The organism is Streptomyces sp. NTH33 (genome assembly GCF_003236365.1).
Classification (GTDB): Bacteria; Actinomycetota; Actinomycetes; order Streptomycetales; family Streptomycetaceae; genus Streptomyces.
This window is the reverse complement of record NZ_POTZ01000056.1, coordinates 1-24,504: the sequence shown is the minus strand read 5'-3', so window position 1 is coordinate 24,504 and position 24,504 is coordinate 1. Positions and strand designations below refer to the sequence as shown.

The window sequence follows — 24,504 nt, the reverse complement described above, 5'->3', positions numbered from 1 at the left end:
CACAGGGCTATTCGTCGGCAGCGTCAGATGTGTATAAGATACAGGTTCCAGGGCCTGTGTTCCGGGACGGGTGTCAGCGCCCGGGTTCCTCCCCGGGTTCCTTTCCGGCTTCCCCGGAGTCGTCGGAGCCGTCGGAGCCGTCGGAGCCGTCGACGATGTCCTGGAGCGCCGGCGGGTCCTCGGGCCTGTCCAGGGGCGGCAGCGCGGGCAACTCGTCCCAGGAGACCTGGATCTCGCGCAGGTCGGCGCGGATACGGGCCGCGAGCCTGTGGGTGTCGCGCCGGTTCATGACGGCGCCGACGGCGGCGCCCACCAGGAACGGCGTCAGCTTCGGCAGGCCCCGGGCCGTGCGCTTCATGACCCGCTGACGCAGCCGGCGCCTCATCCGGCCGCCGAGGGCCGCGTCGATCGTCGACAGCTTGTGCACGTCGATGCCGCGCTCCTGTGACCAGGAGGACAGGAACACGGCGCTGCGGACCTTCAGGTTTCCGGGGGGCCGCACCCCGTACACCTCGTGGAGCTCGGCGATCAGCTTCAGCTCGATCGCCGCGACCCCGGTGACCTCCGCGGCCAGCTCGGTCGTCATCGCGGGCGGCACCGGCAGCATGGCCACCGCCCCGACGCCCGCTCCGACCGTGGAGGAGGCGGCCGCGGCACCCGCCACCAGCCTGTCCGCGAGCTGTTCGGGGTCGAGGCCCGGGAACTGCCGGCGGAGCGTGGCGAGGTCCCGTACGGGGATCCGCGGGGCCATGTCGATGATCCGGTCGGTGAGGTACGAAAGGGCCGCCCTGGCGCGGCTTCCGCCCCTGCGGACGCCGTTCCTGGCGGCCTCCCCGGCCCTGCTCCGGATCGCCGCGGTCCGGCGAGTGGCGGGCAGGGGACGTGCCGCCGCCGGGACGCCGGGGTCACCTCGCCCGGAGACGGGAGCGAGCGAGGCCGGTCCCGCCGTTCCGGTCGTGCCGGATGGACGGGACGGGCCTCGCTCGTCGTCACGCGCGCCGTGGGGTCCGTCGGACGGCCCCGGGTCCGCTTTCCCGTGGGAGAAGCGGCGCTTCCAAGGAGGGGTCGAGCCAGTCACGGCCGACCCTGCCTCAGTCGCAGTCGCGGCAGATCGGCTGGCCGTTCTTCTCCCGGGCCAGCTGGCTGCGGTGGTGCACCAGGAAGCAGCTCATGCACGTGAACTCGTCCTGCTGCTTGGGCAGTACCCGGACGGCCAGTTCCTCATTGGAGAGGTCGGCGCCGGGCAGCTCCAGGCCCTCCGCGGCCTCGAATTCGTCGACGTCCACGGAAGAGGCCGACTTGTCGTTCCGCCTGGCCTTCAGCTCTTCCAAGCTGTCCGAGTCGACGTCGTCGTCGGTCTTGCGTGGGGTGTCGTAATCGGTTGCCATGTCGCTCTCCCCCTCTGGGTGTCTGCGGTGTCTCCAGCGCACGTAACGCGTGAGAGGCCGGACTTGTGCCCGACCTGAGGCGGAGATTTTGCCTCACATCAAGGTCTGTTACTCAATCGACACCCAACCGGACTCCTCAAGAGTGATCGGGTTGGATGGCGATCGGGACCGTACACGGTCCGGATCTCACACTTCAAAGCGGCCCCACCGTGTACTTCCCGTGATCGGCACCCCTGAAAACCCGGATTTTCCCGGCTTTTCGGCCGCTGTTATGATCACGGAGAGTGGATGGCCGGAAAACCGTCCATGTGATCGATCACACACGGGGAGGCCGGGGACGAGCCCGGGAAATTCAGCGCAAAGCGAACATCCCCGCGTGTCGGCGTCATGATCTCAAATCGGCAACGCCACCCGCATCACGAGTCCGCCCCCCTCACGCGGCTGAGCCGAAATGTGCCCGCCGTGCGCCCTCGCCACGGAGCGGGCAATGGACAGGCCCAGCCCCACACCCTTGTCGCTGCCGGTGCGCTCGGTGCGCAGCCGCCTGAAGGGCTCGAAGAGGTTGTCGATCTCGTAGGCCGGGACCACCGGCCCGGTGTTCGTGACCACCAGCACCGCCTGACCGTGCTGGACGTCGGTGTTCACCTCCACCCAACCGCCCTCCCGTCTCCCACCACCCTTGTTCGGAAGCGCTTCGCGCTGCACCTCCTCATGGGCCACGTTGTACCGCACCGCGTTCTGCACCAGGTTCAGCGCGATCCGCTCCAGCAGTACGCCGTTGCCCTGCACGACCGCCGGCTTGCGCTCGCCGCGGATCTCGACGCCCTTCGCCTCGGCTTCGGCATGCACCTGGTCGACGGCCTGCGAGGCCACCTCGGCCAGGTCCACCGGCTTGCGCTCGACTATCTGGTTGTCGCTGCGGGCGAGCAGCAGCAGGCCCTCCACCAGCTGCTCACTGCGCTCGTTGGTGGCCAGCAGGGTCTTGCCGAGCTGCTGCAGCTCCACGGGCGCGTGCGGATCGGACAGCTGCACCTCCAGGAGCGTGCGGTTGATCGCGAGCGGTGTACGCAGCTCGTGGGAGGCGTTGCCGACGAAGCGCTGCTGGGCGGTGAAGGCCCGCTGCAGCCGGTCCAGCATCTCGTCGAACGTGTCCGCGAGCTCCTTCAGCTCGTCGTCCGGACCGTCCAGCTCGATCCGCCGGGACAGGTCCGAACCTGCCACCGCGCGGGCGGTACGGGTGATCCGGCCGAGCGGGGACAGGACGCGGCCCGCCATCGCGTAGCCGAACGCGAAGGCGATCACGGCGAGACCGAGCAGCGCCAGCAGCGAGCGGCTGAGCAGGTCGTCCAGGGCGTGCTGACGCTGTTGGTTCAGGCACTCGTACATCGCGTGGTTGAGCTGCGCCGCGGTGGTCCGGCTCGGGAAGTTGCAGGTCTGACTGCTGACCTCGCCCGAGACGATCTTGAACGGCAGCTCGCTGCCCACGTTCAGCGCGTTCGCCGCGAGCAGGTAGATGATCGACAGCAGCAGGATGCCGGCGATCAGGAACATGCCGCCGTACAGCAAGGTGAGCCGTATCCGGATGGTCGGACGCAGCCACGGGAAGACCGGCTCCGGCCTTCGGGGGTCCCAGGTGGGCTTCGGGGGCGCCTGGGGCGGCGCCGGGGTCGCGGCCACGGCGGATCAGATCCGGTAGCCGGAGCCGGGCACGGTGACGATCACCGGGGGCTCGCCGAGCTTGCGCCGCAGTGTCATCACCGTGACGCGCACGACGTTGGTGAACGGGTCGGTGTTCTCGTCCCAGGCCTTCTCCAGCAGCTGCTCCGCGGAGACCACGGCGCCCTCGCTGCGCATGAGGACCTCCAGGACCGCGAACTCCTTCGGCGCGAGCTGGACCTCCCTGCCCTCGCGGAGGACCTCGCGGCGGTTCGGGTCGAGTTTGATCCCGGCGCGCTCCAGGACGGGCGGCAGCGGCATGCTGGTGCGCCGGCCCAGGGCACGCACGCGTGCCGTCAGCTCGCTGAACGCGAACGGCTTGGGCAGATAGTCGTCGGCGCCGATCTCCAGGCCCTCCACCCGGTCGCTGACGTCGCCGGACGCGGTCAGCATCAGCACGCGCGTGGGCATGCCGAGCTCGACGACCCTGCGGCAGACGTCGTCGCCGTGCACCAGGGGGAGGTCGCGGTCGAGGACGACCACGTCGTAGTCGTTGACGCCGATGCGCTCCAGGGCGGCCGCACCGTCGTACACGACGTCGACGGCCATGGCCTCCCGGCGCAGTCCGGTGGCCACCGCATCGGCGAGCAGTTGCTCGTCCTCGACGACGAGTACGCGCACGTCGCTTGTCCTTCCTGTGTCCGCCCGCGCAGCGCCGCTCGGGCGCACGCGGGCGGGGATGTCCTCATAGGTGTGTGCTTCCATCCTGCCCTTTTCGGCCATAAGTCGGCTGTAAGCCGGGGAGGCGGCCGCCGGGGAGAGGTGACGGGTGGATGAAGGGTGCGGGAATGTCGAATTTTCTCGCTTGGTCGAGGTTTCCGCGGGAGGGAGCCTGGGGAGGACGGCTTTACACCCCGCGATCACGCTCTGCACGTGCCGCACCACCATGCGGTACTCCGCGATCCGCTTGCGCAGAGTGGGTGTGGGTGTCCGGCACCGCCGCCGCCCGGCAGGGCACCACTGGGCAGCACTGGGCACCTGCTGAGACGTGATCGCCCCTTCCGAACGGCACACCCCCGTGCCACCGACCCACGACCCAGGACGAGGGGGCGCAGCATGGACGCATTCACCGCAGGACTTCTGCAGCGCATAAAGGCGACCGAGTCCGACCTGACGCGGGCTCGTGACGAGGGCGACGACTTCCTCGTCGAGGTGGAGCTGGGCGAACTCGACGACCTGCGCCGCCTCGCCGCCGAGCACGGTGTGGAAGTCGGCGTGTCCGGCGTCTGATCAGCCTGTATGCGAGGTGGGCCCCGGCGAATCCAGCGCCGGGGCCCACCTTTGGTCCGTCCGCCGACGGCGCGCTGCCGCACGGCAACGGGCAGCCGGGGCCCACCCGGGGTCACTGTCCCCGGGCGTCGACCGGGCCATCGACCTCAGTCGTGCCAGGCTCCGAACTCGTCCAGGAGCTGCTGGAGGGGCTCGAAGACGCCCGGGGTGGCCGCCACCGTCAGGTCGCCCGACGGGGGCTCTCCCGGGCGGCCGCCCGTCAGGGCGCCCGCCTCCCTGGCGATCAGGTCGCCCGCGGCGTAGTCCCAGGCGTTCAGGCCGCGCTCGTAGTAGCCGTCCAGGCGGCCGGCCGCCAGGTCGCAGAGGTCCACCGCGGCCGAGCCGCTGCGCCGGATGTCGCGCAGTCGCGGGATCAGGCGGCGGACGACGTCGGCCTGGTGGGCGCGGACCTCGGTGACGTAGTTGAACCCGGTGGCGACCAGGGCCTGGTCCAGCGGCGGTGCGGGGCGGCAGGCGAGCTTGCGTTCACCGGCCCAGCTGCCGGTGGCCCAGGCGCCGCGGCCGCGTATGGCGCGGAAGGTCTCGCCGCGCATCGGGGCGGCCACGACGCCCACGACGACCTCGCCGTCCTGTTCGGCCGCGATGGACACGGCCCAGGTCGGCAGGGAGTAGAGGTAGTTCACCGTGCCGTCGAGCGGGTCTATCACCCAGCGGATGCCGCTCGTGCCCTCCGTGGCGGCGCCCTCCTCGCCGAGGAAGCCGTCGTCGGGGCGCCGGTCGGCGATCAGGCCGGTGATCAGCTTCTCGGCGGCGATGTCCATCTCGGTGACGACGTCGATCGGGCTGGACTTGGTGGCGGCCACCGCGAGGTCGGCGGGGCGGCCGTCGCGCAGCAGCTCACCGGCGCGTACGGCGGCCTGGAGGGCGAGCTGCAGCAGTTCCGTGTGCAGGGCGTCGGTCACGGGGCTCCTCACGCGTAGGGGCTGTCGGCGCCCGCGGCGGCGGGGCGGGGCGCGCGGGCCGGGCAGCAGCCCGCCGGGCAGAGGTTGTGGCTCGGGCCGAGGGCGCCCAGGGCGCACGGCGTGACCTGCTGCCCGCGTTCGGTGGCGGCGCGCTCCACGATCAGGTCGCGGATGGCGGCGGCGAACCGCGGGTCGGCGCCGACGGTGGCCGAGCGGCGCACCGGCAGGCCCAGTTCGTCGGCCTTGGCCTTGGCCTCGGTGTCGAGGTCGTAGATGACCTCCATGTGGTCGGAGACGAAGCCGATGGGCGCCATGACGACCGCCGGGGCGCCGGCCGCGTGCCGCTCCTCGAGGTGGTCGCAGATGTCGGGCTCGAGCCACGGGATGTGCGGGGCGCCGGAGCGGGACTGGTAGACGAGCTGCCAGGGGTGGTCGACGCCGGTGCGCTCACGGACGGCGTCAGCGATCAGCCGGGACACGTCCAGGTGCTGGCGGACGTACGCCCCACCGTCGCCGTGCTCCTCGACCGGGCCGGAGGTGTCCGCGGCGGAGGTGGGGATCGAGTGGGTGCAGAAGGCGATGTGCGCGCCGTCGCGGACGTCCTCGGGGAGGTCGGCGAGGGACTCGATCACCCCGTCGATCATGGGCTCCAGGAAGCCGGGGTGGTTGAAGTAGTGCCGCAGCTTGTCGACCTTCGGCAGCTCCAGGCCCTCGGCCCGCAGGGTGGCCAGGGAGTCCGCGAGGTTCTCCCGGTACTGGCGGCAGCCGGAGTAGGAGGCGTAGGCGCTGGTGGCGAGGACCAGGATGCGGCGGTGGCCGTCGCGGACCATGTCCCGCAGGGTGTCGGTGAGGTAGGGCGCCCAGTTGCGGTTGCCCCAGTGGACCGGCAGGTCCAGGCCGTGGTCGGCGAAGTCCTTGCGGAGGGCGGCCAGCAGGTCACGGTTCTGTTCGTTGATGGGGCTGACCCCGCCGAACAGGAAGTAGTGCTCGCCGACCTCCTTCAGACGTTCGGTGGGGATGCCGCGCCCGCGCGTGACGTTCTCCAGGAACGGGATCACGTCGTCCGGCCCCTCGGGGCCGCCGAACGAGAGCAGGAGCAGGGCGTCGTACGGGGTGGGATCGAGCACGTCAGGCATGTCTCGATCCTGCCATCTCCTTCTGACGGCCGGGATTCCGACCCGCACAGGGGTTCGCGCACTTGTAAGCTGTATCGACTTTCTTCACGCCTTACCGGATTCCCGGAGACCCCGTGCCCAGCCCGTACCGTGCCCTGTTCGCCGCCCCCGGCTCCAAGGGTTTCTCCGCCGCGGGGTTCATCGGCCGGATGCCCCTGTCGATGATGGGCATCGGCGTGGTGACGATGATCTCCCAGCTCACCGGGCGCTACGGGCTCGCGGGCGCGCTGTCGGCCACCATCGCGCTGGCCGCCGCCGCCATCGGGCCGCAGATATCCCGGCTGGTCGACCTGTACGGGCAGCGCCGGGTGCTGCGGCCCGCGACGCTCGTCTCGCTGACCGCCGCGGCCGGGCTGCTGCTCGCCGTGACCTTCCGGTGGCCGGACTGGGTGCTGTTCGTGTGCGCCGCCGGGATCGGCTCGGTGCCGAGTCTGGGCGCGATGGTCCGCGCGCGCTGGGCGGCCCTGTACCGGGGGACTCCGCAGCTGTACACCGCTTACTCGTTCGAGTCGGTGATGGACGAGGTCTGCTTCATCTTCGGGCCGATCGTCTCCATCGGGCTGTCGACGGCCTGGTTCCCGGAGGCGGGGCCGCTGCTGGCCGCCTGTTTCCTGGCGGTGGGGGTGTTCTGGCTGACCGCGCAGCGCGCCACCGAACCCGAGCCCCACCCGCGTGAGCAGCGCGGCGGAGGTTCGGCCCTGCGCGCGCGTGGGCTGCGGGTGCTGGTGTCCACGTTCGTGGCGACCGGGACGATCTTCGGGGCGGTGGACGTGGTCACGGTGGCCTTCGCCGAGGAGCGGGGTCACAAGGGCGCCGCGAGCGTCGTGCTCGCGCTGTACGCGGCGGGGTCCTGCACGGCGGGGGTCGTGTTCGGGCTGCTGCGCTTCGCGGGGCCGCCCGCCCGCCGCTGGCTGCTGGGCGTGTGCATGATGGCCGTGAGTATGATCCCCCTCCTACTGGTCGGGAACCTGCCGTTTCTGGCCGTGGCGCTGTTCGTTGCGGGCCTGTCCGTCGCTCCCACGATGATCACGACGATGGCCCTCGTCGAAGAGCACGTACCACGCGCGCAGCTGACCGAGGGCATGACCTGGGTGAGCACCGGGCTGGCGGTCGGGGTGGCGCTCGGCTCCTCGGTGGCCGGCTGGGTGATCGACGCGGCCGGTGCGCGGGCCGGGTACGGGGTTCCGGCGGTGTCCGGGGCCGTCGCGGTCGCGGTCGGTTTCCTCGGGTACCGCCGGCTCAGCAGGCCGGCTCCGGGTCGGGGAGGCTCCGTTGAGCAGCACAACGAGCGCGAAGAACGGCACGTGGCGTAACTGGGGCGGCACCGTCGGCGCCCGCCCCGCGCGCGAGGTCACGCCGGCCTCCGTGGAGGAGCTGGCGGCGGCCGTACGGAAGGCCGCCGAGGACGACCTGAGGGTGAAGGCCGTCGGCAGCGGTCACTCGTTCACCTCCATCGCGGCGACGGACGGCGTCATGATCCGCCCGGACCTGCTGACCGGCATACGCCGGATCGACCGTGACGCCATGACGGTCACCGTGGAGGCCGGCACCCCGCTCAGGAGACTCAACGTCGCTCTCGCTCGCGAGGGCCTGTCGCTCGCCAACATGGGCGACATCATGGAGCAGACGGTGTCCGGGGCGACCAGCACCGGCACCCACGGCACGGGGCGCGAGTCGTCCTCGATCGCCGCCCAGATCAAGGGTCTGGAACTGGTCACGGCGGACGGCTCGGTGCTCACCTGCTCGGCGGAGGGGACCGAAGAGGAGCGCGCGGTCTTCGCGGCCGCGCGCGTCGGGCTGGGCGCCCTCGGGATCGTCACGGCGATCACCTTCGCCGTCGAGCCCGTCTTCCTGCTCACCGCGCGCGAGGAGCCGATGGCGTTCGAGCGGGTGCTCGCGGAGTTCGACCAGCTCTGGGCGGAGAACGAGCACTTCGAGTTCTACTGGTTCCCGCACACCGGCAACACCAACACCAAGCGCAACAACCGCAGCGCCGGACCGGAGAGGCCGGTGGGGCGGCTGTCCGGCTGGTTCGAGGACGAGTTCCTCTCCAACGGCGTCTTCCAGGCGGCCAATTGGGTGGGCCGCGCGGTGCCCGCCACCATCCCGGCGATCGCGAGGATCTCCAGCCGGGCGCTGTCCGCGCGGACGTACACCGACATCCCCTACAAGGTCTTCACCTCCCCGCGCCGGGTGCGCTTCGTGGAGATGGAGTACGCCGTCCCGCGCGCGGCCCTGGTGGACACGCTGCGCGAGCTGAAGGCGATGGTCGACCGCTCCGGTCTGCGGGTGAGCTTCCCGGTGGAGGTGCGCACCGCGCCGGCCGACGACATCACCCTGTCCACCGCCTCGGGCCGCGACAGCGCGTACGTGGCGGTCCACATGTTCCGGGGCACCCCCTACCAGCGGTACTTCACCGCCGCCGAGCGCGTCTTCACCGCGCACGAGGGCCGGCCGCACTGGGGGAAGCTCCACACGCGGGACGCCGACCACCTCGCCGGGGTCTATCCGCGCTTCGCCGAGTTCACGGCGCTGCGGGACCGGCTGGATCCCCGACGCCTGTTCCAGAACGACTACCTTCGGCGGGTGCTGGGGCCGTAGCGGTCGCGGTGGGTGCCGGGGTGGGGGCGCCGGTGCCGGTGCCGGCCGGGTTGTCCGCTCCGGTGCTCCCCGCACTCCCCGTGGGCTCCGGTGCCGGCGTCGGGCTCACCTCCGTGCCGCTGTCCGTCCGGCCGGATCCGGAGCCGCCCTGCGGTGTCACGGCGTCGGTCCCGGTCCAGGGGGTCTGCGTCGGAGAGGACGGGGGCGCCGGGGCGCCCGGCTCCTGCGAGGAAGGGGAGCGGTGGTTGCTCACGGCGTCGCCGACCGTCGTTCCCCTGCCGCCGCTGAAGGTGTTGCCCGACACCAGTTCGTACCCGGTGATGCCGGCCATGGTGACCCCGAAGACGAGGGCGGCCGCGAGCACGGGCCGTTTCCAGCTCCTGACGCGGGCGCGATAGACGGTCCCCTCGGTGAACTCGCCGAGCGGCGGCGGGGTCCGCCCGGCGGGGACGGACGCGGCGACCGGCCTGGCGGCGACGGCCTTCTCGCGCAGCTGCTCGCCGGTGCGCCGGAAGAAGTGCTGGAGGACCGGACCGCCGCAGGTGGCGACGACACTGACGAGACCGGCTCCGAGGATCGTGCCGTAGACGCCGAAGTAGGAGGCGAGCTTCGCGGCCACCACCGCCGCGACGGCGCTGCCCGCGACCTGAGGGACGGTCAGGTCGATCCGCCGTTTCCCCACCTCCTCCCCCGCACTCGACTCACCATCGCCGTCGGGCCTTTCTCGCATTTCCGGACCTTGCCTGCCTCTGTCGTACATGCGTACACGGCCACACCTTTCGCGGGTGATCGGCCGACTGCACAGGAAAGGGACGTATGGGCGAAACCATTGGTTCCGTTTCCGGTGATTACGTGAAGTACGCCACGTTCATGATCGAAAAAACCGGCAAGGGGTGGCCAAGTCCCACTCCTTGCCAGAAGTTGGGCGGCGCGCCCATCCACGCACATGGTCCAAATGGAGTACCGTTGTGAGCCCTGGGCCCGGCCTCCCTTCGGGGTGTCCGCGGCCTTGCTGGACCGCTGGGAGGGGGCTGGTTGCACAGGGTGACAGGGTTGGTCACTTAGCGTTGCCAACAGGTAACCGTGCCATAACGGCGATCCAGGGCCCGTGCCCGACACGCCGGGCAACTCGGCAAGGTTGTGGCAGGCTGCACCCGGGCAGGCCACACTCGACTAGCGGAAGCAGCGACGCACGTGACGTCGGCAGGCACCACCCGGGAGGTCCCCATGCCCGAACTGCGTGTCGTGGCCGTCTCCAATGACGGCACACGGCTGGTGCTGAAGGCTGCGGACAGCACGGAGTACACGCTTCCGATCGACGAACGGCTCCGTGCCGCCGTGCGCGGCGACCGTCCCCGCCTCGGCCAGATCGAGATCGAGGTGGAGAGCCATCTCCGCCCCCGCGACATCCAGGCGCGGATACGAGCCGGTGCGTCCGCGGAAGAGGTCGCCCAGCTCGCCGGCATCCCCGTCGACCGGGTACGGCGCTTCGAGGGCCCCGTACTCGCCGAGCGCGCCTTCATGGCCGAGCGTGCCCGCAAGACCCCGGTCCGCCGCCCCGGCGAGAACTCCGGACCGCTGCTCGGCGAGGCCGTCCAGGAGCGGCTGACGCTGCGCGGCGCCGAGAAGGACACCGTCCAGTGGGACTCCTGGCGGCGCGACGACGGCACGTGGGAAGTACTGCTGGTCTACCGGGTCGCGGGCGAACCGCACTCGGCGAGCTGGACGTACGACCCGCCGCGCCGCCTGGTGCAGGCCGTCGACGACGAGGCGCGCGCCCTGATCGGCGAGTCCGACGACCTCGGCTCCCCGGAGCCCACCTTCCCGTTCGTGCCGCGCATCGCGCGTCTGCCGCGCGAGCGCCCCTTCGACCGGGACAAGGACCGCGACCGCGACCGTCCGATGCTGCCCGCACAGGCTCCCGAGCCGGCCGAGGAGAGCACGGGCGAGCGCGACTCGCTGACCAGCCTGCTGGAGGCGGTGCCGAGCTTCCGCGGCGACCTGGTGGTGCCCGAGCGGGCGCCGGACCCCCTGGAGGAGCCCGCACAGGAACCGGAGGTGGAGGAACCCCCGGCCCCCGCGGCCTCCGCCGGGTCGGCCTACGCCGACGTCCTCATGCCGCGCTCCGTCGGCAGCCACCGCGACCGCCTGATCGGTGCCACCGACCGCCAGGCGGAGGCGGACGGCGTCCGCCCCGGGCGCCGGGCCGCGGTCCCGAGCTGGGACGAGATCGTCTTCGGCACGCGCCGCAAGAAGCAGGAGTAGCAGCGGTAGCAGGGCCGCACGAAGTGAAGGGCCGCACGAAGTAGAGGGCCGCGCCCGTCGGGTGCGGCCCTCCTTCGTGTGACGGCACGTCACGGGCACGGTCGGCGGCCGGTCATTGCGAATCCGGGCCCACCACGACGGGGCGGGACGGATCCGACGACCACTCCGACCAGGAGCCGACGTACAGCGCCGCAGGGATTCCCGCGACGGCCAGGGCCAGCACCTCGTGGGCCGCGGAGACGCCCGAGCCGCAGTAGACGCCGACGTCCCTGCCGTCGGTCGCCCCCAGCGCCTTGAACCGGGCCGCGAGTTCCCCGGCGGGCAGGAAGCGCCCGTCCGGGCCGGTGTTCTCGGCCGTGGGCGCGGACACCGCGCCCGGGATGTGGCCGCCCACCCGGTCGATCGGCTCCACCTCGCCCCGGTACCGCTCCCCCGCGCGCGCGTCGAACAGCACGCCGGAGCGCGCCAGCGCCCCGGCCGCGTCGGCGTCGAGGAGCGGCAGCCCGCCCGGCACCGGCGAGAAGTCGCCCTCGGCAGGCTCGGGCACGGCGGTCTGGAGGGGCCCCTCCCAAGCTGCCAGGCCGCCGTCCAGGGCCCGTACGTCGGGGTGCCCGGCCCAGCGCAGCAGCCACCAGGAGCGGGCCGCCGCCCAGCCCTGCCCGCCGTCGTAGACGACGACCGGCCGGCCCGCGGACACCCCGGCACGGCGCATCGCGGCGCCGAAGACCTCCAGGTCGGGCAGCGGATGGCGGCCGTTCCCACCCGGCGCCGAGGCCAGTTCGCGGTCCAGGTCGACGAAGACGGCGCCGGGGATGTGCCCGCCCTCGTACGCAGCACGCCCGTCGAAGGGCGGCTCACCGCCCGCCCTGGCCACGCTGAGCTGCCAGCGGATGTCGAGCAGCGCCGGCGGGTTCGGTCCCGCCAGGGCGGTCGCGAGATCGGATGCGGAAATGATGGCGTTCATGGTCACCATCCTTGCGCACGGGGTGGCCGCATCGTCCGAGTCCGGCTACTCTGCGCGCCGGGCAGGTCCGATCACAAGGCGTACGGGATCGGACACATGGCGTACGGCCGACCGACATCCTTGGGCCGGGAGATGAGTGACGATGACCGAGGCACCGGAGCCGACCGGCCCGAACGGCCGGGCACACACCCGGTACACGCCCGGCACACCGTGCTGGGTGAGCCTGATGGCCCGTGACATGGCCGCCACCCAGACCTTCTACGCAGAGCTCTTCGGCTGGGAGTTAGAGCCGGGCCCCCGCCGACCGGGCCCCTACGTACGGGCCCTGCTGGACGGTCACGAGGTGGCGGGCATCGGGCAACTGCCGCCCGACCGGCACCTGCCCGCCGCCTGGACGCCGTATCTCGCCTCGGACGACGTGGATCTGACGGCCGAAACGGTACGCCTGTGCTGCGGCACGATCGGGGTGGGTCCGCTGGACGCCGACGACTCCGGGCGCCTGGCGATCGGATCGGACCCGTCGGGCGCGGTGTTCGGCGTCCGGCAGGCCGCCGAACACCTGGGCACGCGTGTCGCCGGCGTACCCGGCGCCCCGGTGTGGAACGAGCTGGTGACCTTCGAGACGGAGCGGGTCGTCAAGTTCTACGAAACGCTGTTCGGCTACGAGGGGAAGGCGGCGGGGCCCGACGGCTTCGACTACGTGACCCTGCACCTGGACGGGCGTCCGGTCGCCGGGGTGCACGGTGTGGGCCGCGCCCTGCTCCGTGACCGGGGCCCGCACTGGCTGACGTACTTCCAGGCCACCGACGTGGACGGCGCACTCGAACGGCTCACCGCTCTCGGCGGCCGGGTGCTCACCCCGGCGCGGGACTCGGCCCACGGCCGGGTGGCCACGGTGACCGACCCGGAGGGCGCGCGGTTCGCGCTGGTCCAGGAACCTCGGTGACCCGCGTTGGTCCGGGTTGACAGCGGCTGTAGCCCATAGGGGTGATACCGGCGGGACGTCCGGCGACAGCGCGACGACGCGGGCCTCGGCGGCCGTCACGCGGCGGCACCGCCTCAGGCAATCTCTGCCCTCTGAGACAGGCCGGTGGGCGTTCGCTTCTGAACACGACGTCGGATATCCGCCAGCGTGAAACGTACGGAACCGGGAACCTGGATCAGTGACTGTGACATCGACCGCGGCATTCCGCGTCCACGCACTTCCCGCTGAGGTACTGGACAACGTGCGGGCGAGTGGAGTCGGCGCCTTGGGCCATCGCGCCGAACGCATCACCGCCGAGGGAGGCGAGCCCCTCCGATGCTGCCTGCGCGACGCCGGGTCCGGCGACCAGCTGCTTCTCTTCGGTTATCAGCCGCCGCTGCCGGACAGCCCCTACCGTGAGGTCGGGGCCGTACTCGCTCATGCCGAACCCTGCGCGGGCCCCGTCGGCATTGCCGGCTATCCGCCGGACTGGCGGGGACGGCCGCAGGTGCTGCGTGCGTACGACGGCCGCGGCCGGATCCACGACGCGACCACGGTGCACGACGGCCAGGACCCGGAGAAGGCGATCGCCGAACTGCTCGCCGAGCCGGACGTGGCTCAGCTCCACAGCCGCAACATCGCGTGGGGCTGCTACATGTTCGCCATCACCCGCCCCGACTGAGGTCCGGGAGAGCAGGCGGCTGCTGCGGATCCTCCGTAGAGGCAGCGCATCGGCAAGGACAACAGAGCCGGGAGAGCAGTGCGTCTTCAGAGAGCGTCGGAGATCAGATCCCCCTCGGCGAGTCCGCGGTGCCTCCCCTCGGCGAACATCTCGCCGAGGACCATGCCGGGGTATTCGATGGACTCGCGGCGCCGCTCCAGCGGGACGCGCGCCCGCCATCGTGCGCCGCCGTGTTCGACGACCACGTCGGCCCAGACACGGGAGGGAGCAGCGATCTCGGTCAGGCGGACGCCGTGGCTGGAGAGGAAGTCGAGCTGGGTGGCGAGCTGCTGCACCAGCCACACCAGGTGGGTCCAGGGCGGCGACGGCGCGAGCGGCATGAAGTCCCAGTCCGCGCGGGCGACATCGTCGTCAGGGACGGGGCCGACGGCGTAGAACGGAAGCCGGCTCTCCGGACGGTCGGGCGCACCGAAGGTGAAGCGACGGCTGGACAGGTCGACCCACTGCAGCTCCATGCCCTCGGGGCCCAGCCGGAAGGCGAGAGAGGCCACGCACAGCAGAAAACGCGCATCGGCACCGCCGCCTTCCTCGCCTGCGTCCGCACCGCCGGTGGCACCGGCCACGGGCGGGAGAGGGGAATAGGAAGCGGCGTAATGCCCGGTCTCACTCATGATCGGCGGTGCCTCCCAGGAAGGGGATGACACCGCCCCGGCTCCTTGGCCCGGGGCGGCGTGCATAGTGTCGTGAATACAGCTACCGCAGTCGACTGTAGGACGCCTTGTAGCGGGTTTCCTCAGCCGCCCGCACGGCCGCGCCAGTGTCGGCGAGCGGCTTGTAGCCGGCCTTGTACTGGAAGGTGTCGGCCGCGGTCGCGGCCACCTCGACCGTAATACGGAAGCTCTCGTCGAGTGGCTCGTGGCCGGAGCGCAGCGTCTCGCCGACTGCAGGCGCGGTCTCGGCGGCGATGCCCTGGTTCTGCTTGTTCAGCGTGGTGGAGACCCAGGCGGGGCAGCGGATGACGCCCTCGCAGTAGCCGGTGATGACGCCCTTGGGCTTGCCATCGCGGCCAGAGTGCTTCTTGCTCTCCTGTACCGCGACGATGACCTTGTACTGCTTCACCAGCCTGCAGACCCCGTTACGGCAATTGTACTTGCCGGCATACGCCCACTGCTTGTACGAGGTTCCACCCTGGTTCTTGCGGTTGGGGCCCTTGGTGACGAACTCGATGGCTCCGTACTTGGTGATGGCGTGCTTCTTCTTGATCTTCGTCCAGCCGAAGCCGCTCTCCTTGCCGTTCCTCTTGGTGAAGTAGCCCTGGCGCAGCGGAATGTTTCCGGGCCCGGAATACTTCAAGCTCTTGAGGATCTTGTACTGTCCACTTGCGGCCTGAGCGGTACTGTTCGCAGGACTCGCAGCCTCGGCCTGAGCGGCACTCGCCAGTAAGGCGAGAACGGCAATGGCGGTAGCCGTGGTCTTGGTCTGTTTCATGGTCCCCTCGTGATGCTTTCCCCGTCGGCTCCCCCGTTTGGGGCCAGACGTGATCACAGTAGGGGGCGAAATCCCGGCCTCCAAACGTTTCTTGACGATATGACAACGTTCAGGCCATGAAACGAGGGCGAGCACTCAAAGCACGCCGGAGCCCTCACCGCACATCAACCGCGCCGTCCAACAGGCAACCAAAAATTCCCCGACGCTTATATGTTGTTCGGTCCGATGCTTTTCCTCGATCTGGGCGGTGAATCGCCATGTCAGGGTCTCCCGCGCTGCGGCCAGGGCATCGGACAAGCCGCTGCGCGCCAGGTCGTCCCGGAACGCGTCCGGGGCGAAGGTGCCGGACTTCAGGGCGTGGTTGGTGCTGACGGTGAGGTTCTGCAGTCGGCTCAAGCTCGGCTGTCTGCTCGTCGTTCCTGTGGGCCGTTCCCCTCCGGGGGCAACGGTGCGTTCTTGTGCACGGTTGCCCTCGAACGATGGTCAAGCGTGTTTGGGCAGGTTGTCCGGACGTTCTGGGCCGAGGTCACGCAGTCCGACGCCTGCGTGTCCGCCGGAGGAGCCGCGACGACGTCCACGAAGCCTTCCTCAGACCGGCCTGCGGCCTTCTCTGCCGGCCACGACCGAGGAACCTCCCACTCCGTTCAGGTTCTCCCAGCCGTTCACCCGCGTCGTGTCGTGGGGCCCGGGACAGCACCGTCGGTGACGATGCCGGGGTGATCGGCGGCGACATGACCCGCCGGTCGTCGTCGACCGAACGGAAGAACGTGAAAACGATGCTGCCCCGGATCGTAGCCCTCGCCGCGGTGGGTGTCCTGGCCACGGCGGTCTCGGCGGGTGCCGTCCCCGACCGGCCCACCGCCGGCGGTGCGGGGCCACGGCCCCCCGGGCCGACCGCTCCATCGAAACCGACCGCCCCACCGAAACCGACCGTTCCACCGAGGCCGACCGCCCCGCCGGGGTCGGCGCCGGGCGGTGAGGCCTGGGCGTGGACCCAGCTGACCAGCCGCGGCACCCAGATCCGCTACGTGTCCACGGACACCAGCCAGAGCTGTCCCACCGTGCGCTACACCCTCGGGGCGGCCAGGAACCCGTTCCCGATGCATCGGGTGAGCACCCCCATGGGGCTGCAGTTCCCCACCACCGTGTGCGAGCTGGGGGTGCCCCTGACGGCCTCCGACGCGGTGCTCGAGCAGTCGACGGTCCAGGCGGCCACGCTGCACCCCGCGAACGGGCAGCTGCCCCTGCCGAAGTGGACGCCGACGACGCGTCCCGGCAGGATCGGGGTCATCGGCGACACCGGCTGCAGCGTCCCGAAGTCGGGTCCCGTCCAGAACTGCGCGACCGGCTGGCCCTTCGGCCGGATCGCGACCAGCCTGGCCAACGGGAACCCGGACCTGGTGATCCACGTCGGCGACTACCTCTACCGGGACGACCCCGCCAGGGAGAACGACAAGGCGGCGAACCCGGGCTGCCGGACGTCCGCCGACGCGGCCCGGTGGGACTGCGTCGTCGCCGACTTCTTCCGGCCCGCCGAAGCACTGCTGGCCAAGGCTCCCGTCGCGCTGACCCGGGGCAACCACGAGGACTGCAACCCGGCGGGGCAGGGCGGCGCGGGCGGGGCATGGTTCCGCTACCTCGCGGACGACCTCCGCAGCAACGGCAGCTGCAGCGTCTTCAGCCCGCCCGCGTTCCTCCGCGCCGGCACCCTGAACCTCGTCTCCGTGGACTCCTCGAGCGCCGACCCGAACGACAACGGAAGCCTGGCGAACAGGGCCCTCTTCACCCAGCAGTTCAACGCCGTGAACCAGGACGCGGGGCAGCCGCAGCACGCCAACCAGGACTACTTCGTCTTCACGCACAAACCGCTGTGGATGGTGAAGGCGGCCGGCTCCATGCCCGGCGCGGTGGAATGGGCGACACCCGTCCTCGACTCCGCCGTCGCCAACACCAGCCTGCACGCGCTGCGCGAGAACGTACGGCTGGTCCTGTCGGGGCACATCCACCTCTACCAGATGCTCGACTTCAACACCGCCCGGCCGCCCCAGCTGACCGTGGGCTCCTCGGGCGGGCCGCTGGACAACGGCCCGGACGACACGAAGGTCGTCGGCAAGGCGATCGGCACGCCGCCCCAGCCCGTCAACCAGTCGATCACCCAGGAACACAACCCTCCCGGAGGGATCGGGGTGTTCGGCTACGCGGACCTGCGCGACACCGGCACCACCTGGACCCTCGCCTTCCGCGACCCGACCGGTTCCGTGAGGGGCCAGACCTGCACCCTGAGCACGAGCAGGACCAACAAGTCCTTCACCTGCCACTGAGCCGCCCGACGGACCGACCGCCCGGACAGACCGCGGGCGGTCGACACCGCCCCGCACACCGCGAGCGCAGGCCGCGGGCCAGGCCCTCGGCCTGCGCCTGATCCGCGGAATGCACGCAGGCATGCGCTGACCAGGATTGCTTCCATGCCGCCAGGCTAGCCACGGCGGCATGCCGGGCCACCGTGCAGCTTCCAAACCGTCGAGCAGCTACCGCGGTTTCATGACGGCCGTACGCCGAACTGCCAGTTGTGAACCTCGATGTCGGCATACCGGTCCGGGGTCAGGACGGCGCGTGCCGTGTCCGGGCCCGGCGCCCGGACGAGCGCCGCCGTGCCCAGCCAGGTGGCGCCGTCGTCGGACAGCAGTGGTCCGTAGGCGATCAGCTCGTCCCGGTCGGGCGGCACCGCGAGGTCGGCGGCCTGCCCGGTGCCGAGACCGAGCACCAGATACCGGTTGCCGCCGGTCCTGCCGCCCGGGAAGTCCCACATGGTGCGCCCCAGCAGGTTGCGCCACCGGCGCAGCAGCACGTCCCGGTACACGCCGGCCTGGTAGCCGGGCTCGTCGAAGGCGAACGCGCGGGCGGCGGCGGGATCGGGCAGGTCGACGATGTGCACACTGCCGGTGGGCGCGTTGCCGTCGCCGGTGAGGATCGGACCGCGGGCGATCATCTCTTTCCCGTACCGGTCCATGTAGGACCAGTGCGCCTCCGACAGCTCCATGCGCAGGGCCAAGGAGCCTTGCCGATCACGGTGGTAGCAGAAGAACTCCATGCGGCAGTCTCCCTGCCCTTGGGCGCACCAGTACAGCGGTTATCGGTGGGATTGATCTTTACGGCCCTCACCGGGCGTTCAACACAGTTCGTCCTCGTCCGGCCGGTCGTCTTCTCTTCTCGCGCCGGGCAGCCCATTCCTCGAGCGGCTCGTCGTTCACGGCGTGGGACTACCGCGTGACCGTGGCCTGCATGGCAAGGTCGCGGTACGGCAGCGACACGACATCGAAGGCGCCCAGGCCCAGTTTCTTCATCTCGTCCAGGACGATGTACAGAGCCTCGGTCACCTTGCTCCCGTCTCACTGATCCGCCAGCCAAACTCGGCCTCCAAAAAAGCCTGTTCGCTTGCGCGCGGGTCGTAGCTGTTCCATGTCCACAGGGCGGCGCGCGCTTGCTCGGCGCGAGCCGCGCGCTCCTCGGGGCAAGCCGGTCGCGAGCTTCGGCGGGGATGCGGATGTTGGCGTCGGACGTGCGGGCCTCCTCATGCGGCCCCGGCAGGGTACGGGTACGTACCCGTCCAGTCCGCGCGGAGCGATCCCGCAGCTCGAAGGTATCGTCCGGTGTCGGGGTGAGGAGGCTCAGCCCCTGACGGACTCCACGGCCACGACGGGTGTCGTCACCGCGACGCGCACAGCACCAGTGGTCGACGGGGCCACCTGGGCCACGCTCTCGTCCTTGGCGTTACGGGCGACGATTGCGGGAACGCCGGTTCCCGTCAGAACACGCCGCGCGGTCCAGCCCGCACTGTCGAAGTAGGTCTGCACATGCGCCATCGCCCGGACTGTCTCCGCTTCCGCGAGCGGCTGGGTCGACCAGGCGTGGTGGACATACGTGCCGCCGGAGTCCCGGTGCGTGCTGAGCCCTTCTCCTTCCTGCGCTGGGGCGTGGCGTGCCTGGAGCGCGTCATAGATCCGGCTCGAGTGGCCGAGAGCCCCACGTGCGGCCCGTTCGTCGACCTGTGTGTGCTGGAGGGCTGCGGGGTCGGCTGTGGACCGATCACTGACGCTGCGCGGGAAGCAAGGTGAGGTCACCCCGATGGAAGCAAGCCCTTCGCCTGTGGCTCGGTCCACTACACCAGTTACGGCGTCCATCCAGAAATCATCGGGTTCGGTCCGCATGCTCACCTGGGGAAATGGCTTGGACCAATCCGCATCTGACGACAGGAACTTGTAGCCCAATTTCACCCAGGCGTCTCTTGCCTGCCGTACCAGCAACTTGGCTCTACTGCCGGGCACTTCAGTCAGTTTGTAGGTGAGACTGACCTGCAATCGATCATCGGGACCGTGATCGTCCCGAGCGATACAGGCTCCCACCGGCGTGGGGCCGATCTGCTCAAGTTTCGGCTTCGGCGACATGCCGTCCACTGCCTGGTGGATGATTTCCTCTGCGCGCTTGATTGCCTGCTGCTCGTTCACTACGACCTTCTTCGGCGTTGTGGCCCCGTCTCCTTCCCCACCCACGCGTGCCCCGCACGCCGCCATAGCAACTTCCGCGCACAACAACGCAACGGCTGACATGATTCGTTTCAGTTTCACGGAATTCCTCCGGTTACGATATTCGCCATGCCAGCCAGGGATTCCCCTTCCCAATACTGGGAATGAGCAGGCATGAAGCCGTCCGCAAGAGGCAGCCTTCCTCTGTCGACATCGAAGGTCTGCCCTCCGAACTCGTCAGACGTTGGATCGTTCCCATACATAATTGAATGGTCGTCGAAGAGGCGCCAGTAAGATTTCGGGTTCAGCGGTGCCAGCCGCCCTGCAGGCGGCGGTGCCACATTAACCAAGTCGTTCTTCGCTGTTGCCGCCCAGACGTGATCTGACGGAATGTTCAGGTCCTTGGCATGGTTGACTCCCACACCTGGACTCCCGACCAGGATTGCGTTGTCCACCGGAAGGTCCGGGTGGTCACGCATCGTCTCGCCGGCCACAAGGGTGCCGTAACTGTGTCCCAGAACCGTTGAGTTGACGTGCCCTCCGTGAACCGTGTCGATCCCTGTCAGAAAATTTCTCAACGGCTCACGTGCGCTGTCGGCCCACTTCGCATCAGTCGCGTCACTGAAAAGACCTTGCGGAGCATCGTAACCAAGCCACATGATCGATGCGGTCGAATGTGTCGGGTCGGTTCGCGCCGCTTTGATCTGAAGCAGTTCTGCCCGGCGAATATCGCCATCGATACTGCCCAGTTTGGTCCCGGTTCCCGGAACATACGTCACCACATTGTCAGCGGCATCAGGATTTCCGATGGACATGACGACGTGGCCGAACTTCTTGTCTTCGAACCCGAGCAAGTAAGGTCGAGTCCCTTCATCGCCTGTGTGGTTGTCGTAGCGGCTTTGGATCGCATCCATGCCGTCGATTCGAGCCTGCATTTCCTTCCGCTTCGCGTCCCATTTCTCCCATTCGCTTCCAGGGACTCTTTCCTTGACCACCACCTCCTCGCCGGTGTTGGGATTGACCCTGTGAACGAGCTGATAGCGATCGGGCTCCTTCGCCATCCACGCGTCCAGCTTGACCTGAGCGGCGCCGCGGGCCTCGGCAAGCACGGTCCGGTTGGCCTCATCACGCACAGCGGCCGGAAGCCCGTCCATCCACCCGATCGAATCGGGATGGACAGCGATGTAATCCGCCCGCTGCTCGTCGGTGAGGCTCTTCCACCACTCCGCATTCTCCTTCGGGGTGCCGCGCTCGGGCGGCTCCTTGATCGAATGCAGGTAGTCCTCGGCTCCCTTGAGAACACCGGCGGTGTCCTTCTTCACGTCGACCCAGTCCCGGTCGGAGACGGCCAGGTCGTCGTCGGCCTTCAACGCTCTCAGCTTCGGCGCCCACTTCTCGTCGGCTTCCGTGGCTTCCTTGACGGCATCGGCGATGCGGTCGGCGTATTCCTGTGCGTACCGGCAGTTGGGGTTGGGGTCGAGGCTCGCCGCGTAATGACCGAGCGCATGTGCGGCAGGGTCCATCAGGCCGGTCACGGTTCCGCCCTCAGGGAGTTTGCCGTCGGTCTTCTCGCCGGCGGGCGGGTAGCTGACCGAGCCGTCGGAGTTCACGGTGAACCCCTTGGCGTGCGCGTCCTCGACCGCAGTGTCCAGCTTCTTCCTGGCCGCCTCCATGTCGTGCACGAACCCGTTGAGCGCCGTGCCGACCAGTCCGCATTCGACCTGCGTGTAGTGGAAGTTCTCCGCCAGCTCTCGTAATTGGCCGTTCGCCGCTGTCGCGGCCTCACCCTCGTTGGCCTTCTTCATGGCCGCGGCGATCTGCCTGTCGACGCGATCCCTGGCCGTGCCGGCCATGTCGCTCACCGCACGGAACCCTTCCGCCGCATCCGAGTACTCGGACAGTTTCAGGGTCTTCAGCGTCTTGTAGTCCACGGCTGCCGATCACCGGCCCTTGGACTGGCCGCCGACCGCGGGCGTGTCCTCGTACTCGATCTTCAGCTTCGCGATCTCGTCCCTGATGGCCTCGTCCGTCCTGAGCTGATCGGCGCCCACCTTCTCCAACAGCCCGGCCAACTTCCCACAGCGCCCGCTCACGTTCCTGACGTAGCGTTCCCAGGATGTGTGGACCTCTCGCTGGGCAGCAGCGGTCGAGCACTCGGAATCCTTGCCGAGGCCCTTCTGGCCGTCCTGCAGCTTCGCCAGCGCCTTGCTGATGCTGCCCCGCAGGCCACTGACACCCTCGCCGGCCGCGGACCACGCCTTCTTGTCGGACCTCAGCCGGCCGGAAGCGCCGTTACCGCCCGAACTCGTGCCGCCCTGGTCGGCGAGCAACTGGTTGAGCCGCATCTGTGCGAAGTGCCGTTCGGCCGCCGCGGCCTTGAGCTGCTCCCACTCCTCCCACGCCATGCGTGGTCCTCCCCGTGTCCCGTCGTAAGCCGCCGAGATGCTGTGAACGTGCGATCGCAATGCTGCGGTGGTCGAGAGGCACAGTAGCGACACCGCAGCGCCTGCCCCATCCGTATCGGCCACCAGCGCGTCTGAGTACAGGTACTCAGACGCAGTCGGCAATACTGACGGGTTTGATGGATTTGACGGGTTTGGCTGTTATGTGCACCCGTGTTCCGTTGACCGCGCAAGTGGGGTTGGCCGGTCAGTCGGCGGTCACCGGCAGGACGTCCGGGGACAGGGCCGCCGCGCGGGCCGAGGCGGCTGTCATGCGGCGGCGGTGGTGACGGCGGCACAGGACCTCGTAGCCGATCTCGTCCGCGGAGCGGGTCACGTCGCCGATGACCACCTGGGCGCCCTCGACGACCATGACGCCGCCCACCGTGCGGGCGTTGTGCGTGGCGCGGGCGCCGCACCAGCACAGGGCCTCGACCTGGAGCACCTCGACCCGGTCGGCGAGTTCGACCAGGCGCTGGGAGCCGGGGAACAGCTTGGTGCGGAAGTCGGTGGTGATGCCGAAGGCGTAGACGTCGATCTCCAGGTCGTCGACCACGCGCGCGAGCTGGTCGATCTGCCCGGGCGCGAGGAACTGGGCCTCGTCCGCGATCACGTAGTCGGCGCGTCCGCCCTGCGAGAGGTGGTCGACGATGTGGGCGTACAGGTCCACGCCCTCCTCGACCTCCACCGCGTCGGTGACCAGGCCGAGGCGGGAGGACAGCTTGCCCTGCCCGGCGCGGTCGTTCCGAGTGAAGATGATGCCCGCCAGTCCGCGTGCGGAGCGGTTGTGCTCGATCTGCAGAGCCAGTGTCGACTTCCCGCAGTCCATCGTTCCGGAGAAGAACACCAGCTCGGGCATGAGCAGTTGGGCACCTTTCGGTGAGTGTGAGTGCGGGGGCGGCGGGATACGGCGGGTGGAGTACGGCGTCAGGAGCGTACTTCGAGCAGGGGGACCAGTTGCTCGGCAGGGGTCATCGAACCGTGGTTGCCCACCATCGACGACTCCTTGGGCTCCCGCTCGGAGGCGATGATCAGGACGTCGTCGCGGGCGGCGGCGACCACGTCGCCGATCCGCTCGTACACGCGCTCGTCGATCCGCGGCCCGAACCAGCCCGCCGCGACCGCCTCGTCGCGGGAGGCGACCCAGAACTGCTCGCCGAGCACCTCGCGCCAGCAGGTGAGGACGTCGCTCTCGGCGCCCGGCACCGCGTACACGTGCCGGGCGCGTCCCTCGCCGCCGAGCAGGGCGACTCCGGCGCGCAGTTCCCAGTCCTCGTCGAAGTCGTAGCGGTGCTGTTCGTCGAACGGGATGTCGACCATGCCGTGGTCGGCGGTGACGTAGAGCGCGCTGCGGGGCGGCAGTTGCTCGGCCAGGCGCTGGGCGAGCCGGTCGACGTGCATGAGCTGGCCGCGCCAGGTGTCGGAGTCGATGCCGTAGCGGTGGCCGGCGCCGTCGAGCTCGGAGTAGTAGGTGTAGACGAGGGCGCGGTCGGCGGCGGCGAGCTGCTCGGCCGCGACGTCCATGCGCTCCTCGCCGGTCAGCCGCCCCAGGAACGTTCCGCCACTGAGCGCGACCTTGGTGAGCGGGGTGCTCTCGAAGGCCGGGGAGGACACCTGGGCGGCGTGCACGCCCGCCCGCTGGGCGAGCTGGAAGACGGTGGGGTACGGCTGCCAGGTGCCCGGGTCGGTGTACGGCTGCCAGCGGAGCTGGTTCATCAGCTCGCCGGTGGCCGGGTCGCGCACGGTGTAGCCGGGCAGGCCGTGGGCGCCCGGGGGCAGGCCGGTGCCCACGGAGGCCAGGGAGGTCGCCGTGGTCGCCGGGTAGCCGGCGGTGAGCGGGCGGCCGGTGCCGCCGCGGGAGCCGGCGAGCAGGGAGGTGAGGAAGGGGGCGTCCTCGGGGTGCGCCTTCAGCTGCTCCCAGCCGAGGCCGTCGATCAGGAAGACGCAGGCGCGGTCGACGGGCGTCAGCTCGGGGATCGCGGCGGTCGTCTCCGGTACGCCCATGCCGGCGGCCAGCGTGGGCAGCAGGTCGGCGAGCGAGCCGGACCCGTACTGCGGGACGGGTGCGGACTCGACGGCGAGGGGCTGCGGCTGGTCGTCCCAGG

Annotated in this window: 25 protein-coding genes; 7 read left to right on the top strand and 18 right to left on the bottom strand. The window is 70.0% G+C overall.

All coding sequences use genetic code 11. The features are described 5' to 3' along the window. Positions 1 to 73: 73 nt before the first annotated feature. The 4 genes from C1I97_RS08470 to C1I97_RS08455 form a co-directional block, all read right to left on the bottom strand. On the bottom strand, positions 74 to 1,078 hold the full coding sequence (locus C1I97_RS08470) for a hypothetical protein (protein WP_111002608.1): 1,005 nt from the start codon (positions 1,076 to 1,078) through the stop codon (positions 74 to 76). 13 nt (positions 1,079 to 1,091) lie between these two features. Beyond that, on the bottom strand, positions 1,092 to 1,388 hold the full coding sequence (locus C1I97_RS08465; RefSeq protein ID WP_043504706.1) for a DUF4193 domain-containing protein: 297 nt from the start codon (positions 1,386 to 1,388) through the stop codon (positions 1,092 to 1,094). Positions 1,389 to 1,781: 393 nt separating this feature from the next. Further along, on the bottom strand, positions 1,782 to 3,065 hold the full coding sequence (locus tag C1I97_RS08460; protein ID WP_111002607.1) for a sensor histidine kinase: 1,284 nt from the start codon (positions 3,063 to 3,065) through the stop codon (positions 1,782 to 1,784). A 6-nt stretch (positions 3,066 to 3,071) separates the two neighbouring features. Continuing rightward, entirely contained in the window at positions 3,072 to 3,725 is a 654-nt protein-coding gene (locus tag C1I97_RS08455; protein ID WP_111002606.1) for a response regulator transcription factor, read from the bottom strand. Between the two features lie 435 nt (positions 3,726 to 4,160). On the opposite strand from C1I97_RS08455, the gene C1I97_RS39765 reads away from it, so the two are divergent. After that, entirely contained in the window at positions 4,161 to 4,334 is a 174-nt protein-coding gene (locus C1I97_RS39765; RefSeq protein WP_181446635.1) for a hypothetical protein, read from the top strand. A 146-nt stretch (positions 4,335 to 4,480) separates the two neighbouring features. Here C1I97_RS39765 and C1I97_RS08450 read toward each other — a convergent pair whose 3' ends face one another. After that, positions 4,481 to 5,296: an inositol monophosphatase family protein gene (locus C1I97_RS08450; protein WP_111002605.1), complete on the bottom strand. Its 816-nt coding sequence runs from the start codon at positions 5,294 to 5,296 to the stop codon at positions 4,481 to 4,483. A gap of 8 nt (positions 5,297 to 5,304) precedes the next feature. Then, positions 5,305 to 6,432 (bottom strand): ferrochelatase, encoded by a 1,128-nt coding sequence (locus tag C1I97_RS08445; protein ID WP_111002604.1) that lies wholly within the window; start codon positions 6,430 to 6,432, stop codon positions 5,305 to 5,307. A gap of 113 nt (positions 6,433 to 6,545) precedes the next feature. On the opposite strand from C1I97_RS08445, the gene C1I97_RS08440 reads away from it, so the two are divergent. Beyond that, on the top strand, positions 6,546 to 7,784 hold the full coding sequence (locus C1I97_RS08440; protein ID WP_111002603.1) for an MFS transporter: 1,239 nt from the start codon (positions 6,546 to 6,548) through the stop codon (positions 7,782 to 7,784). Then, on the top strand, positions 7,744 to 9,072 hold the full coding sequence (locus C1I97_RS08435) for a D-arabinono-1,4-lactone oxidase (protein WP_111002602.1): 1,329 nt from the start codon (positions 7,744 to 7,746) through the stop codon (positions 9,070 to 9,072). The genes C1I97_RS08440 and C1I97_RS08435 overlap by 41 nt, the downstream gene beginning before the upstream one ends. Here C1I97_RS08435 and C1I97_RS08430 read toward each other — a convergent pair. Continuing rightward, complete coding sequence (locus tag C1I97_RS08430) at positions 8,996 to 9,802, bottom strand: hypothetical protein (protein WP_111002601.1); 807 nt, start codon at positions 9,800 to 9,802, stop codon at positions 8,996 to 8,998. The two genes, C1I97_RS08435 and C1I97_RS08430, sit on opposite strands and share 77 nt — an antisense overlap. Before the next feature lie 497 nt (positions 9,803 to 10,299). Here C1I97_RS08430 and sepH point away from each other — a divergent pair, with 497 nt between their 5' ends. Next, positions 10,300 to 11,337 (top strand): septation protein SepH, encoded by a 1,038-nt coding sequence (sepH, locus tag C1I97_RS08425; protein WP_111002600.1) that lies wholly within the window; start codon positions 10,300 to 10,302, stop codon positions 11,335 to 11,337. Between the two features lie 112 nt (positions 11,338 to 11,449). Here the strand turns inward: sepH and C1I97_RS08420 are convergent, their stop codons facing one another. Then, on the bottom strand, positions 11,450 to 12,301 hold the full coding sequence (locus tag C1I97_RS08420; protein WP_111002599.1) for a sulfurtransferase: 852 nt from the start codon (positions 12,299 to 12,301) through the stop codon (positions 11,450 to 11,452). 142 nt (positions 12,302 to 12,443) lie between these two features. On the opposite strand from C1I97_RS08420, the gene C1I97_RS08415 reads away from it, so the two are divergent. Then, on the top strand, positions 12,444 to 13,247 hold the full coding sequence (locus C1I97_RS08415; protein WP_111002598.1) for a VOC family protein: 804 nt from the start codon (positions 12,444 to 12,446) through the stop codon (positions 13,245 to 13,247). Between the two features lie 304 nt (positions 13,248 to 13,551). Beyond that, the gene (locus C1I97_RS08410; protein ID WP_258382479.1) at positions 13,552 to 13,947 is read left to right on the top strand and encodes a DUF1203 domain-containing protein; all 396 of its coding nucleotides are present in this window, start codon (positions 13,552 to 13,554) and stop codon (positions 13,945 to 13,947) included. Between the two features lie 86 nt (positions 13,948 to 14,033). Here the strand turns inward: C1I97_RS08410 and C1I97_RS08405 are convergent, their stop codons facing one another. The 3 genes from C1I97_RS08405 to C1I97_RS08395 form a co-directional block, all read right to left on the bottom strand. Further along, positions 14,034 to 14,618 carry a hypothetical protein gene (locus C1I97_RS08405; RefSeq protein ID WP_146608181.1) on the bottom strand — a complete coding sequence of 195 codons (585 nt, stop codon included), beginning with the start codon at positions 14,616 to 14,618 and terminating at the stop codon, positions 14,034 to 14,036. Positions 14,619 to 14,700: 82 nt separating this feature from the next. After that, a complete protein-coding gene (locus tag C1I97_RS08400) occupies positions 14,701 to 15,300 on the bottom strand; it encodes a hypothetical protein (RefSeq protein ID WP_111002595.1) in 600 nt (199 codons plus the stop codon). Between the two features lie 270 nt (positions 15,301 to 15,570). Then, positions 15,571 to 15,831 carry a hypothetical protein gene (locus tag C1I97_RS08395; protein ID WP_111002594.1) on the bottom strand — a complete coding sequence of 87 codons (261 nt, stop codon included), beginning with the start codon at positions 15,829 to 15,831 and terminating at the stop codon, positions 15,571 to 15,573. 320 nt (positions 15,832 to 16,151) lie between these two features. Between C1I97_RS08395 and C1I97_RS08390 the strand changes: the two genes are divergently transcribed. After that, entirely contained in the window at positions 16,152 to 17,756 is a 1,605-nt protein-coding gene (locus C1I97_RS08390) for a metallophosphoesterase family protein (protein WP_309147785.1), read from the top strand. A gap of 218 nt (positions 17,757 to 17,974) precedes the next feature. Here the strand turns inward: C1I97_RS08390 and C1I97_RS08385 are convergent, their stop codons facing one another. The 7 genes from C1I97_RS08385 to C1I97_RS08355 all read right to left on the bottom strand — a co-directional run. After that, the gene (locus tag C1I97_RS08385; protein ID WP_111002593.1) at positions 17,975 to 18,526 is read right to left on the bottom strand and encodes a YciI family protein; all 552 of its coding nucleotides are present in this window, start codon (positions 18,524 to 18,526) and stop codon (positions 17,975 to 17,977) included. A gap of 67 nt (positions 18,527 to 18,593) precedes the next feature. Beyond that, positions 18,594 to 18,686 carry a DUF6087 family protein gene (locus C1I97_RS42655; RefSeq protein WP_220040812.1) on the bottom strand — a complete coding sequence of 31 codons (93 nt, stop codon included), beginning with the start codon at positions 18,684 to 18,686 and terminating at the stop codon, positions 18,594 to 18,596. A gap of 417 nt (positions 18,687 to 19,103) precedes the next feature. Beyond that, a complete protein-coding gene (locus tag C1I97_RS08375; protein WP_258382477.1) occupies positions 19,104 to 19,940 on the bottom strand; it encodes a hypothetical protein in 837 nt (278 codons plus the stop codon). A 116-nt stretch (positions 19,941 to 20,056) separates the two neighbouring features. Further along, positions 20,057 to 21,889: an alpha/beta hydrolase gene (locus C1I97_RS08370; RefSeq protein WP_111002591.1), complete on the bottom strand. Its 1,833-nt coding sequence runs from the start codon at positions 21,887 to 21,889 to the stop codon at positions 20,057 to 20,059. Between the two features lie 9 nt (positions 21,890 to 21,898). Then, a complete protein-coding gene (locus C1I97_RS08365) occupies positions 21,899 to 22,363 on the bottom strand; it encodes a hypothetical protein (RefSeq protein ID WP_111002590.1) in 465 nt (154 codons plus the stop codon). Between the two features lie 244 nt (positions 22,364 to 22,607). Further along, entirely contained in the window at positions 22,608 to 23,258 is a 651-nt protein-coding gene (locus C1I97_RS08360; RefSeq protein WP_111002589.1) for a thymidine kinase, read from the bottom strand. A 68-nt stretch (positions 23,259 to 23,326) separates the two neighbouring features. Next, a partial coding sequence (locus C1I97_RS08355) for an alkaline phosphatase family protein (protein WP_111002588.1) occupies positions 23,327 to 24,504 on the bottom strand: 1,178 nt, incomplete at its 5' end.